This window comes from Croceicoccus bisphenolivorans (genome assembly GCF_001634625.1).
In the GTDB taxonomy this organism is placed as follows: domain Bacteria; phylum Pseudomonadota; class Alphaproteobacteria; order Sphingomonadales; family Sphingomonadaceae; genus Croceicoccus; species Croceicoccus bisphenolivorans.
Genome location: NZ_LRSE01000004.1, coordinates 139,153 through 150,682, shown reverse-complemented (window position 1 = coordinate 150,682; position 11,530 = coordinate 139,153). Strand labels below are relative to the sequence as shown.

The 11,530-nt window shown below is 65.8% G+C and carries 10 protein-coding genes and 1 tRNA gene; 4 read left to right on the top strand and 7 right to left on the bottom strand.

The genetic code is table 11. The annotated features are described in order from the left end of the window. Position 1: 1 nt before the first annotated feature. The 5 genes from gspG to A7A77_RS05505 are packed head-to-tail and all read right to left on the bottom strand — an operon-like array spanning position 2 to position 6,345. Positions 2 to 457 carry a type II secretion system major pseudopilin GspG gene (gspG, locus tag A7A77_RS05525; RefSeq protein ID WP_066554970.1) on the bottom strand — a complete coding sequence of 152 codons (456 nt, stop codon included), beginning with the start codon at positions 455 to 457 and terminating at the stop codon, positions 2 to 4. Positions 458 to 460: 3 nt separating this feature from the next. Beyond that, positions 461 to 1,687 (bottom strand): type II secretion system inner membrane protein GspF, encoded by a 1,227-nt coding sequence (gene gspF / locus A7A77_RS05520; protein WP_066554968.1) that lies wholly within the window; start codon positions 1,685 to 1,687, stop codon positions 461 to 463. Continuing rightward, positions 1,687 to 3,312, bottom strand: coding sequence for a GspE/PulE family protein (locus A7A77_RS05515; RefSeq protein ID WP_082835936.1), 1,626 nt, complete (start codon positions 3,310 to 3,312; stop codon positions 1,687 to 1,689). The genes gspF and A7A77_RS05515 overlap by 1 nt, the downstream gene beginning before the upstream one ends. A gap of 4 nt (positions 3,313 to 3,316) precedes the next feature. Further along, positions 3,317 to 5,491: a type II secretion system secretin GspD gene (gene gspD / locus A7A77_RS05510; protein ID WP_082835950.1), complete on the bottom strand. Its 2,175-nt coding sequence runs from the start codon at positions 5,489 to 5,491 to the stop codon at positions 3,317 to 3,319. Between the two features lie 17 nt (positions 5,492 to 5,508). After that, the gene (locus A7A77_RS05505; RefSeq protein ID WP_156500442.1) at positions 5,509 to 6,345 is read right to left on the bottom strand and encodes a type II secretion system protein N; all 837 of its coding nucleotides are present in this window, start codon (positions 6,343 to 6,345) and stop codon (positions 5,509 to 5,511) included. A gap of 220 nt (positions 6,346 to 6,565) precedes the next feature. On the opposite strand from A7A77_RS05505, the gene A7A77_RS05500 reads away from it, so the two are divergent. Continuing rightward, entirely contained in the window at positions 6,566 to 7,753 is a 1,188-nt protein-coding gene (locus tag A7A77_RS05500; protein ID WP_066554960.1) for a glycosyltransferase family 4 protein, read from the top strand. A gap of 8 nt (positions 7,754 to 7,761) precedes the next feature. Here the strand turns inward: A7A77_RS05500 and A7A77_RS05495 are convergent, their stop codons facing one another. Next, positions 7,762 to 8,220 carry a hypothetical protein gene (locus A7A77_RS05495; RefSeq protein ID WP_066554956.1) on the bottom strand — a complete coding sequence of 153 codons (459 nt, stop codon included), beginning with the start codon at positions 8,218 to 8,220 and terminating at the stop codon, positions 7,762 to 7,764. Positions 8,221 to 8,319: 99 nt separating this feature from the next. Between A7A77_RS05495 and A7A77_RS05490 the strand changes: the two genes are divergently transcribed. The 3 genes from A7A77_RS05490 to A7A77_RS05480 all read left to right on the top strand — a co-directional run bounded on the left by A7A77_RS05490 (position 8,320) and on the right by A7A77_RS05480 (position 10,634). Continuing rightward, entirely contained in the window at positions 8,320 to 9,639 is a 1,320-nt protein-coding gene (locus A7A77_RS05490) for a replication-associated recombination protein A (RefSeq protein ID WP_066554953.1), read from the top strand. Continuing rightward, positions 9,603 to 10,526, top strand: coding sequence for a hypothetical protein (locus A7A77_RS05485; RefSeq protein WP_066554950.1), 924 nt, complete (start codon positions 9,603 to 9,605; stop codon positions 10,524 to 10,526). The genes A7A77_RS05490 and A7A77_RS05485 overlap by 37 nt, the downstream gene beginning before the upstream one ends. Before the next feature lie 32 nt (positions 10,527 to 10,558). Beyond that, positions 10,559 to 10,634 (top strand) — tRNA-Thr (locus tag A7A77_RS05480). A gap of 106 nt (positions 10,635 to 10,740) precedes the next feature. Here the strand turns inward: A7A77_RS05480 and A7A77_RS05475 are convergent. Continuing rightward, on the bottom strand, positions 10,741 to 11,529 hold the full coding sequence (locus tag A7A77_RS05475; RefSeq protein ID WP_066554947.1) for a S1/P1 nuclease: 789 nt from the start codon (positions 11,527 to 11,529) through the stop codon (positions 10,741 to 10,743). Between the last annotated feature and the right edge of the window lies 1 nt (position 11,530).

Here is an 11,530-nt window from a genome sequence, read left to right as displayed (position 1 = left end):
ATCAGCCAGTGATGTCCGCGTTGTCGCCGTCGCCGCCCGGTTGCCCGTCCGCACCCAGCGAGTAGATTTCAAACGGCTTCCCGTTCTGGCCGGGCGAGCGATACTGGTACGCACGGCCCCAAGGGTCCGTCGGCAGCGCCTTGATATAGCCGCCACTGCGATAATTCTGCGGCATGGCGAGGTTGGCGGGCGGGCTGACCAATGCCGACAGGCCCGCGCTTGCATCGGGGTAGCTGGCGTTGTCGAGGCGATACATCTCCATCGCTTGCGCCAGCGTGGCGATATCGGCCCCGGCCTTGACCTTCATCGCCTTGTCCTGGCTGGGCAGGACGTTGATCGCCACCACCGTCGCCAGCAGCGCGATGATGAACAGCACGACCATCAGCTCGACAAGGCTGAAACCGTTGCGGCGCTTCTTGCGCGCGTTCGGGGCGGTGGCAAGGTTAGTGTCAGTCATAGGTCAAAGTCCGGTAAGGTCCTGCAACTGCAGGATCGGGAGCAGAATGGCGAGGATGATGAGCGCGACGATCACGCCCATCACGATGATGATGGCCGGTTCCAGCAAGGCCATCGCGGCGGCGGTGAACTGCTGGAACTCACGCTCCAGATAATCTGCCGCGCGTTCCAGCATGTCGCCCAGCCTGCCCGCACTTTCGCCACTGGCGGCAAGGTAGACGAGCAGCGGTGGAAACGTCCCCGCCTCGCGCAGCGCGGTGGACAGCGACGTACCGGCGCGGACCTTTTCGGTGATCTTCTCCAAAGCCTCCCGCTGCACGGAGTTGGATACGGTGCGCGACGACAGTTTCAGCCCGTCGACCAGCGGCAGGCGGGCATCGATCATCGTGGCCAGCGTGCGGGCAAGCGCGGCGGCATGGACGTCGCGGATCAGCCGCCCGACAAAGGGCAGACGCAGCAGGAAACCGTCAAACCGGTACTTGAACGCGGGCACCGCCAGTGCGCGCAGAAATCCCAGCACGGCCAGCGCCAGCACGATGGCCAGCGCCCACCAGTAGGCCGACAGGAACTGCGAAAGCCCGATCACCGCGCGGGTCAGCAGCGGCAATTGCTGCGCGGCATTGTCGAACTGTTCGACGACGCGCGGGACGACAGAGATCATCAGCAGCATGACGACGCCGATGGCCATCAGCGACAGGATCAACGGATAGGCAAGCGCGGCCATGATCTTGGCCCGCGCCGCCGCCTGTTTTTCCAGCATGTCGGCCAGCCGTTCGGCGATAAGCGGCAAGCTGCCGCTCGATTCCCCTGCGGCGATCATTGCTCGGTAGATCGGCGGGAAGCTGGCCGGTTCGCGGCGCATCGCCTCTGCCAGCGGCAAACCCTCCACCACGCCCTGATGCACGTTGATCAGGATATCGCGCGCCTTGGCCTTTTCGGTCTGGCGGCTGATCGTGCGCAGCGCTTCTTCCAGCGGGCTGACCAACATGAGCGAGGCGAACTGCCGCGTGAACAGTGCCAGCGCCTTGGCACGCAGTTTCGGCGTCCGGCTCGGCAGCTGGATCGTGCCTGGCTTGGCAGGCGTAGCCTTCGCCGCGCCTTCCTCTATGCGCAGGACATGCCAGCGGCGGGTCGAAAGCTGCTCGCGCGCGGCGGGCATGCTCGCCGCCTCGATCGCGCCGCGCCGCTCCTTACCCTGAGGGTCGACCGCCAGATAGGACCACCGCGCCATCAGGAAACGACTGTCCCGTCATCGCGCCGCGCGATGCGCGCCGCTTCCTCGGGGCTGGTTTCGCCCGACTGGACAAGACGCTTGGCTGCGCGGACAAGCCGCGTGCCGCGCCGGTTGCCATTCTCGTCCTTGCCGAAGGCATAGTCGGCGACGTCTTCCTCGGACGCGTTGGCGTTGATCATGCGGCGGATCGTGTCGTCCACGCGCAGCGCCTCGAACAGGCCGATGCGCCCCTGATAGCCCGACTGGCCGCAAGCATCGCAGCCCACCGCGTGATAGACGGTACGGCCCGGCTTGATGTTCAGCATCTCTGCCAGTGCGGGATCGATCGGGCCTTCCTTGCGGCACGACTTGCACAGCCGCCGCACCAGCCGCTGCGCGATGACCGCGCGCAAGGTGCTGGCCAAAAGGAAGGGTTCGACCCCCATGTCGCGCATGCGGGTGATCGCGCCGACGGAATCGTTGGTATGCACGGTAGACAGCACGAGGTGGCCGGTCAGCGATGCCTGCACCGCGATGTCGGCGGTTTCCTTGTCGCGGATTTCGCCGACCATCACGACATCGGGATCCTGTCGCAGGATCGCGCGCAGCCCTGCCGCGAAAGACAGGCCGACCTTGGAGTTCACTTGCGTTTGCCCCACGCCGTCCACAGCGTATTCCACAGGGTCTTCCACAGTCAGGATATTGCGCTGCCCGTCGTTCAGCGTGCGCAGCCCCGCATAGAGCGTCGTCGTCTTGCCCGAACCCGTCGGGCCGGTGACCAGCACGATCCCGTTGGGCTCGTTAAGCGCCCGCTTCAGCACTGCCTCTGCATGATCGTCGAGGCCGAGTTCGGGCAGGCCGATGCCCGCATTGTCCTTGTCGAGCAGGCGCATCACCACCCGCTCGCCCGCGCGGTTGGGCAGGGTGGAAACGCGCACGTCGACCAGCTTGCCGCCCAGCGACAGGCCGATGCGCCCGTCCTGCGGCACGCGGCGTTCGGCGATGTCCAGCCGCGCCATGACCTTGATGCGGCTGACCAGAACCGGCGCGACATGCGGCGGCATGCGCAGCTTTTCCTTCAGCACGCCATCCTCGCGAAAGCGCACGACAAGGGCCTGCTCATAAGGTTCGATATGAATGTCCGACGCGCCTTCGCGCAGCCCTTGCGCGATAAGGCCGTTGATCAGCCGGATCGCGGGCGCGTCGTCGGCACTGTCCAGCAGGTCCTCCGCACTGGGCAGGCCATAGGCAAAGGCGTCGTCCGGTCCGTCGAAGCCAAGGCTGTCGGCATGAAGCGCACCGGTATCGCCATAGACTTCGCCAAGCAGTTTCTCGAACTCGGTCGCGGTTGCCATGCGCGGGGTCAGCGGACGGGCAAAACGGCGGCGCAGTTCGAGCAGGACCATCGGGTCCGCCCCTTCGCGCAGGACCAGCGGGACCGCACCGTCGATATCCTCGTCCGCAACGATCACGCCCCAGTCCCGCGCCTCTGCATAGGCCAGCAGCGGCGCGCCGGTGCGAGCGGCCGTACCGGCATCGGCCACGACGACATCCGCCGCGCCGGCCAGCGCGACATCGTCTGCCAGCGGCACTTCGCCGTCTGGCACCGTCTGTCCGGCATCGGGGGCGACGGGTTCGCTCATCGCCTTATTGCGCGGCTTCGCTAGCGGGCGTGATGATCACGTCTTCGGGCCGGCTCGGCATCTGCGGCGGGGCCGCGCCGAGGTAGTCGATGACCAGCTGGTCGATCGTCGGTTCGCGCTTGGGATCGAACTTGCGCTGCGCATCGCGGATCACGCCGTAACGGCGGGCCGTGACTTCCTGACGGTCGCGCTGCGTGCGCAGGATCGTCGGCCGGATGAAGACCATCAGGTTGGTCTTCGCATGGCTCTTCCCGCGCGACTTGAACAGTTCGCCGATGACCGGAATATCGCCGAGGATCGGGATCTTCTGGATCGTCTTGCGCTCGTTATCGTCCAGTAGGCCGCCCAGCACTATGATCTCGCGGTCGCCCACGGTGACGGTCGTCTTGATCTCGCGCTTGTTGATGATCAGCTCGTTGAAGTCGTTCGACACCGGCCCGGCTATGGACGAAACTTCCTGCCGCAGGTCCAGCCGCACTTCGTTCGATGCGTTGATCTGCGGCGTCACGTCCAGCTCGATACCCACGTTCTGGCGCTGGATCGTGCGGAAGGCATTGTCGAAGTTGCCCGACAGCGCCTCTCCGGTCGAAACCGGGATTTCCTGACCGAACAGGATGGAAGCGGCGACGTTGTCGTTCGTAGTGATGTGCGGCGTCGACAGGATGTTCGAATCGGTGTCGGCCTGGATCGCGTTGATCAGCGCGCCGAGATAACGGTCGTTGCCGATGGAGGTGTAGCCGCCGGTATAGCCGCCCTGCGCGCCCAGCGCAGCCGTTGCCGCGTTTTCGCGCAGCAGGTCCCCGACAGTCGAGGTCGTCGTGGTCGACACCACGCCGTCGCTGACGGTGGTGGTCGTGTTGTCGGTCGCATTGGCCAGCAAGCCGCCCGCGATGTCGAGGATGTTGGGCGCCACGTTGGAGAAGTTGGTAACGGCAAAGGGCATGTCCTTGCCGCCGATCAGGAACTGGACGCCCAGTTCCTTGGCCACGGTGTCCGAAACCTCGACGATGATCGCCTCTACCAGCACCTGGTCCTGCCGGATGTCTAGCTGGCGCACCAGCTCGGCCAGCCGCCGCTGCACGTCTACCGGCGCGGAAATGACGATTGCGTTGGCGCCGGGATAGCGGGTGATGACCGCCGTGCCGCGCCCGCCCGCAAGCTGGATCGCGCCGCTGCCGATGGAGCCGGTGTTGGCGCTGCTGCCGCCCGAAGGCAGGCTCATCGAACCGCTGTTGCCCAGCCCTGAACCGACGCTGGCATTGCTGCCCCCGCCGGTCGTGGCGGTAACCGTGCTGCTGCCGGCGGCAAGCGCGCCGCTGCCCGATCCGCCCGCGATCATTTCCAGCATGGGCACCATCGTGGCGGCGTCGGCATAGTCGAGCCAGATGACCTTCACTTCCGAACCGCTGGCCGCACGGTCGTCAAGCTCGCGGGCCATCGCGCCCAGCTTCGCCAGCGTTTCCTTGTCCCCGCGCAGCAGCAGCGAATTCGAACTGTCGACCGCCACGACGCTGGCCAGTGCCGAACCTTGCGCCCCGCTGGGCACCAGTTCGGTCAGCGCGGCGGCAATCTCGCGCGCGCCGGCATGGTTCAGCGCGATCATCGAAGTGCTGGAGGTATCGCGGTCGATCTGCTTCACCACCTGCCGCACGCGGCGCACGTTGTCGGCATAGTCGACGACGACCAGCGAATTGCCCGCCTGGTTGGCGGTGATCGAACCTTCCGGGCTGATCAGGGGCTTCAGCGTTTCGACCGCCTGCGCCGCCTCCACCGAACCCAGCCGGATGATTTCCGTCACCAGCGCATTGTCCGGCGCGCCTGCCGTGCCCATGCGGGTGGGCTGCGATGCCGCGTTCTGCGCGGGCTGGATGCGGAAGGCGCCATTGCCGATCGGCACGGCGACCAGCCCGTTGGCGCGCAGCGTGGCAAGGAACACCTCGAAATATTCGGAGCGGGACAGCGGGCGTTCGGTGACGACGGAAATCTTCCCGTTCACGCGCCCGTCGACGATGAATGTCCGCCCCGTAACCTGCGCCGCATCGGCAACGAAGGCGCGGATGTCGGCATCGCGCACGTTCAGCGCATATTGCGCCAGCGCGGGGCCGGGCACGGCCAGCGCCAGCAGCGGGGCCACAGCGATCCCGGTCACCAGCCGCCCAAAGACTTTCCGTTTCGTCATCTGCTTGTTCGGGCGCTTCATTCGGATACCAGTATGTTGAGCGGCACTTCGCGTCCGTTGCGGCGGACGGTCAGGCTGAGATTGGAACCGGGGCGGACCTGCCCCGCGAAATTGGCAAGATCGCCCTGCCCCGAAACGGCCTTGCCGTTGACGGAGACGAGCACGTCGCCGGCACGCAGTCCGGCACTGCGGAATGCCCCGCCATCACCCTTCGAAGTTACGGCGACGCCACCCTTGCCGGCCGAAAAGCCGATGCCCTGCTGCAAAGAGGATGCCGACACGCCCGAACTGGCGGGCGCGGGCGGAGGGGGCGCAACCGGCGGAGGCGGCGCGACGGGGTTGGTCGCGGCCGGTGCAACCGTGGGCGCAGGCTTCGACTGGTCGAGGTAGAGCAGTTCGGAACTGCCGTTCCGGCTCAGCGTCACATGGTCGAAGGCAACGGCGGAAAGCGTGACGCCCTCCATCACTTCCTCGCCGATGCGATAGACCATCTGCTCGCCCTCTGCCCCCGCGATGATCGCGGTGCCGCCGCCCGTGGCCGGGTTGACGCGGATGCCATAGACGGTGAGCGGCAGGTCGGTAATGACAGCGACGGTGCTGGCCGGCCCTGCGGCAACGGCGACATCGCGGTTGAAGGGATCGAAACCCGTCATCAAGGCGGAGCGCGCCGATTCGCCCATCAGGTTGACGCGCGCGGGCTTCCATTCGCCCAGCGGCGATACCGGCGTCACGACAATCCAGAACAGCTGGACGCCAGCCACGACGATACCGATGGCAAGAAGCCACCAGATGAGGTCGTGCAGGCCCGGCATCGAAAGCCGCGGCCCGCTCGCTTCGGCGCGAACGAATCGCAAGATAATATTCCCACCCGTCGGTTTCTGCGGCCAGAGGTTTATTGCCCCGACCCCGCTTGCACAACCGTTGCGCTTACAGGACCTTGATCGGCCACAAACGCCCCCATGTCGCAGAGATTTGACAAATTTATGTCAATCATTCGACTCACCGCGAATTGGCAGGCGGAGTGCCCCTCTTGCCACTCGCCAAACGGGCGCTCCGCCGCTAAGGCCCCTCGCCATGCTCGATGCGATCGACAGCCAGACCACCAATTCCTGCGACCAGCCGCTTGGCGGGCTGCGCGTGGCGCTGTTCAGCGGCAACTACAATTACGTGCGCGACGGCGCGAATCAGGCGCTGAACCGGCTGGTCGGATACCTGATGCGGCAGGGTGCTCAGGTGCGGACCTACTCACCCGTCGTCGACGAACCCGCTTTCGAACCGACCGGCCCGCTTGTGGGCGTGCCATCGATCCCGATCCCGGGCCGCGCCGAATATCGCTTCCCCCTCGCGCTGGCCGGCGCGGCGAAGGCGGATCTGGAGGCGTTCAAACCCACCGTCGTCCACGTCGCCAGCCCCGATGTCGTCGGCCACCGCGCGGTGACATGGGCACGGGCAAAGGGCATTCCGGTGCTCGCCTCCGTCCACACCCGGTTCGAGACGTACCCCCGCTACTACAACATGGCCTTTCTTGAGCCGGTGATAGAGGCAGGCCTGCGCCGCTTCTACAACCGCTGCGATGCACTGGTCGCGCCGTCCGAATCGATGGTGCGCGTGCTGAAAGAGCAGGGCATGAACGATGACGTCTCGCTATGGACGCGGGGCGTGGACCGCACGATCTTCCATCCCGACAAGCGCGACATGGCATGGCGCCGCTCGCTTGGCATCGCGGACGAAGAAATCGTGGTCGGCTTCCTTGGCAGGCTCGTCATGGAAAAGGGCCTCGATATCTTCGCCGACGTGATGAAGGCACTGCGCCAGCGCGGCGTTGCCCATCGCGTTCTGGTCATCGGCGAAGGCCCCGCGCGCGGCTGGTTCGCGGACAACCTGCCCGAAGGCGTGTTCGTCGGTCACCAGAGCGGGGCGGACCTTGGCCGCGCGGTGGCCAGCATGGATATCCTGTTCAACCCGTCCGTCACCGAAACCTTCGGCAACGTCACGCTGGAAGTCATGGCCTGTTCGCTTCCCGTGGTCGCGGCCATCGCGACGGGCAGCGAAAGCCTTGTCGCCGACGGCGTATCGGGAAGGCTGGTGAAACCCGGCGACGTGACCGGCTATGCCGATGCGCTGGAAGGCTACCTTGCCGATCCGGCGCTGGCCCGCGCACATGGCGCCGCCGGTGAAGCGCGCGCCAGCGAATTCGGGTGGGACCGGATCAACCAGGCCGTGGCCGACGCCTACTTGCGCCTGATCGCCGCGAAAGCCTGACGCGCCGGTTAGACTAAAACCCGTTTGGCGATCATCCGGCGCGTGTACCAGATCAGCGCCAGCAGCACCGCGAAGATGATCGCGGTGAACACCACCGCGAACGTCATGTCGCCCTGCCCCGGCAGCGGATCGATGAACCCCTCGATGGTCGTCACGATCAGGCCTACCAGCGAAACGAGAAACGCCGCGATGGCATGGCGACTGCGGGCCAGCAGCAGCAGCGATCCGATCACCGAACCCCATACGCCCAGCGCCCAGAACAGGTCCTGCCACCACGGCATCGCCGCGTAATAGTCGACGAGTTCATCGACAGACAGACCCATCCCTTGCGCCATCTGGCCAAGGTATGCGCGGTTTTCCATCTGGGTCTGCAGATAGTCGTATGCGCCGAACGCATTCCACAGCAGGCTGAGCACGGCGATGATCCAGAAGCTCGTCGGCGTCTTGATTCGCGTCGTATCGGACATGTCGCTTGTCCTCCTTCGCTTGTCTTCTCCGCACGCAACCTAGGCTGCCGGCCCGCCACTGGCAATTGCCGCGCCTGCCCCTAGATTGGCGTCACGACCATGGCCGACCTTTTCGCATCCGATTCCCCGTCCTCCACTCCTCTTGCCGCAGCAGGGGAAGACGCGCCGCTGGCAGACCGGTTGCGCCCGGCAACGCTGGCCGATGTCGTCGGGCAGGATCACCTGACCGGCCCCGAAGGCGCGATCGGGCGGATGGTGGCGGCGGGCCGGTTGACATCGATGATCCTGTGGGGGCCGCCCGGCACGGGCAAGACCAGCATCGCGCGATTGCTGGCCGATAGCGTCGGCATGCGTTTCGCGGCAGTGAGCGCGGTGTTTTCCGGCGTAGCCGACCTCAAGAAAGCCTTTGCGGAGGCGGAGGTGGCGCAAAAGGCGGGGCAGCGCACGCTGCTTTTCGTGGACGAGATCCACCGCTTCAACCGCGCGCAGCAGGACGGGTTTCTGCCCTTCGTGGAACGCGGCACGGTCACACTGGTCGGTGCGACGACCGAAAACCCCAGCTTCGCGCTAAACGCCGCACTGCTTTCCCGCGCGCAAGTGCTAGTGCTCGAACGGCTGGACGAAGCCGCACTTGGCGCACTGCTCGACCGCGCGGAGGAACTGGCCGGCCCGATGCCGCTGAACAGCAATGCCCGCGCCGCGCTGATCGCCAGCGCCGATGGCGACGGGCGCTTCCTGCTGAACCAGGCCGAAACGCTTTACGCGGCGAAGATCGACACGCCGCTCGACACCGATGGCTTGCGCAAGTTCCTGCAACGGCGATTGGCGGTCTATGACAAGGATCGCGACGGGCACTACAACCTGATCAGCGCGCTGCACAAATCGCTGCGCGGATCGGACCCGCAGGCCGCGCTCTATTACATGGCGCGGATGCTGACGGCGGGGGAAGAGCCGCTCTACGTCCTGCGCCGCCTTGTCCGGTTCGCCTCCGAAGACATCGGGCTGGCCGATCCGCAGGCGCTGGTCCAGTGCCTTGCCGCGAAGGACGCCTACGAATTTCTCGGCAGTCCGGAAGGCGAACTGGCCATCGTGCAGGCCTGCCTCTACCTTGCCACCGCGCCCAAATCGAACGCGGCCTACAAGGCGCAGAAGACAGCGTGGAAATCCGCGCGCGAAACCGGCAGCCTCGCCCCGCCGCAAAACATCCTCAACGCGCCAACTAAGCTGATGAAGGACATCGGTTACGGCAAGGATTACGCCTACGACCACGATGCCGAAGACGGTTTTTCGGGGGCGAACTACTGGCCGGAGGGGATGACGCCCCAGACCTACTATGCCCCCGTCCCGCGCGGGTTCGAACGGCAGGTGATCGAACGGCTGGAATGGTGGGAGAAGAAGCGGCGCGAGCGGCGGCGTTGAGCGGGTTGCGCCGGTTCGACTGGTTTGTTGCCATCGACTGGTCGGGCTCTGTGGGGCCCCGGCAGAAAGGTATCGCCATCGCGGTTGCCAGCGCCGACGGCGGAGCGCCGGTTCTGGCCGAACCGGACCGGGCATGGTCGCGAGAGGACGTGCTGACGCTACTGCGCGAAGACCTGCCCGACAATGCGCTCGTCGGCGTCGACCTCGGCATCTCGCTGCCTTTTGCCGATTGCGGCGCTTTCTTTCCCGGCTGGAACGACAGCCCCGCCGATGCCCGCGCACTTTGGGCGCTGGTAGACGATGTGTGCCGCGCCGATCCGCATCTGGCCGCCACCAGCTTTGTCGAACATCCTGACCTTGCCCGCTATTACCGCCGGCAGGGCGGGCTGGAGGGTGACCGTTTCCACGCGCCCGATGCCGCCCATCGCCGGGGCCGTTTCCGCGTAACCGAAACCGCGCAGGAAACGCTGGGGTGCAAGCCCTACTCCAACTTCAACCTCGTCGGCGCGGCGCAAGTCGGCAAATCGAGCCTGACCGGCATGCGCGTCTTGCACCGGCTGGACGGGCGGGTGCCGGTCTGGCCGGTCGATCCGCTGCCCGCGACGGGGTCTGTCATTGCGGAAATCTACACCGCCATTCCCGCCATCGCCGCCATGCGCGCCGCCGGCCGCAGCAAGATCCGCGACAGGGCGGATCTGGATGCTGCGCTGTCCGCGCTCGGCTCCCCCTGCCTTGGCGGTACCGGCCCCATTGACGACCATGCATCCGACGCGCTGCTCACCGCCGCATGGTTGCGCGAACGGTCCGCCGATGCGGCATTGTGGTCGCCGGCAGGGCTGACCGCGAAAATTGCGCGCACGGAGGGCTGGACCTTCGGCGCGCCGTAAGGCAATGGGCGGCAATAGACCGCAACGGTCACGCCGGCTTAGCTCAGTTGGTAGAGCACCTGATTTGTAATCAGGGGGCCACGGGTTCGAATCCTGTAGCCGGCACCATCCATACTCCGCATGGATGATGTGTTTTCCACCCTTACCGCTCCGCTACTTGAGGGGGGTGTTTTCCACCCTATCGATCCGCTGCTTGAGGGTGGGTATCCCCGTTTCACTCCGCCGCGAAAACCTCGTCCAGATAGGCGGCCACCCTGATCCCGGCCTGCTCTATGCGCAGTTCCGCCTTGGGCCGCCATTGCCATTGGTAGAAGTAGCCAAGGTCGCGCTTGTCCTCTGCCGGATAGATCGTGTCGCGCAGCACGATGCTTTCCGCGACCCAGACGGCGGGATCGGGGTTCCACCATGCGATCATCTGCTCCGGCGTCATCCGCCCTTCCAGCCGCGCGACATATTCGGTGTAGGACAGGCCATTGCCGTCGATCAGCTTGCTGTCCCAGACCGAGTGCAAATTGGCGCGCTCGCCAAACCACGTCACGGCAAAGTCATTGCCGCCGCGGTCGTCGCCCTTCCCGTTGTGGAGCGGCTGGTGCAGGTCGCCCACGAGATGGACGACGAAGCGCAGTGCCGTCGCCTTGTCCTCGCGGCTAGCATCCGGATCGCGCAGCGTTGCGGTGAACCGGCGCAGCGCGGTCATCGCGTCGCCTTCCTTCGGAGCATCGCTTTCGCGCCATTCGGGATGGCCGGTCACCGTGACATAGTGCCATGGCGTTGAAGTCTTTTGCCAGAACGGGTCCGGGTCGGAACGTTGCTCGTCAGGCCATGTCGAGGCTTCGGCCAGTGTCTCTCCCGCACCGAGAATCAACGCGATTTCCGCCGCCGTACGGCCGTTGACGTTGTCGGCGGCGATCTGGCCCACCATGCGGTGACCGGTTGGCCCCCATGCATGGGCGGGTGCCGCCAGCGTCAGGGAAAGGGCGAGCGTGATCAGGGCCTTGCGCATG

Excerpts from the sequence above, each read along its gene's own strand:
- A7A77_RS05475 (WP_066554947.1), bottom strand. The coding sequence starts at position 11,529 with ATGCGCAAGGCCCTGATCACGCTCGCCCTTTCCCTGACGCTGGCGGCA.
- A7A77_RS05485 (WP_066554950.1), top strand. The coding sequence starts at position 9,603 with ATGGTGGGAGAAGAAGCGGCGCGAGCGGCGGCGTTGAGCGGGTTGCGC.
- gspG (WP_066554970.1), bottom strand. The coding sequence starts at position 457 with ATGACTGACACTAACCTTGCCACCGCCCCGAACGCGCGCAAGAAGCGC.
- A7A77_RS05490 (WP_066554953.1), top strand. The coding sequence starts at position 8,320 with ATGGCCGACCTTTTCGCATCCGATTCCCCGTCCTCCACTCCTCTTGCC.
- A7A77_RS05515 (WP_082835936.1), bottom strand. The coding sequence starts at position 3,312 with ATGAGCGAACCCGTCGCCCCCGATGCCGGACAGACGGTGCCAGACGGC.
- gspF (WP_066554968.1), bottom strand. The coding sequence starts at position 1,687 with ATGGCGCGGTGGTCCTATCTGGCGGTCGACCCTCAGGGTAAGGAGCGG.
- gspD (WP_082835950.1), bottom strand. The coding sequence starts at position 5,491 with ATGACGAAACGGAAAGTCTTTGGGCGGCTGGTGACCGGGATCGCTGTG.
- A7A77_RS05500 (WP_066554960.1), top strand. The coding sequence starts at position 6,566 with ATGCTCGATGCGATCGACAGCCAGACCACCAATTCCTGCGACCAGCCG.
- A7A77_RS05495 (WP_066554956.1), bottom strand. The coding sequence starts at position 8,220 with ATGTCCGATACGACGCGAATCAAGACGCCGACGAGCTTCTGGATCATC.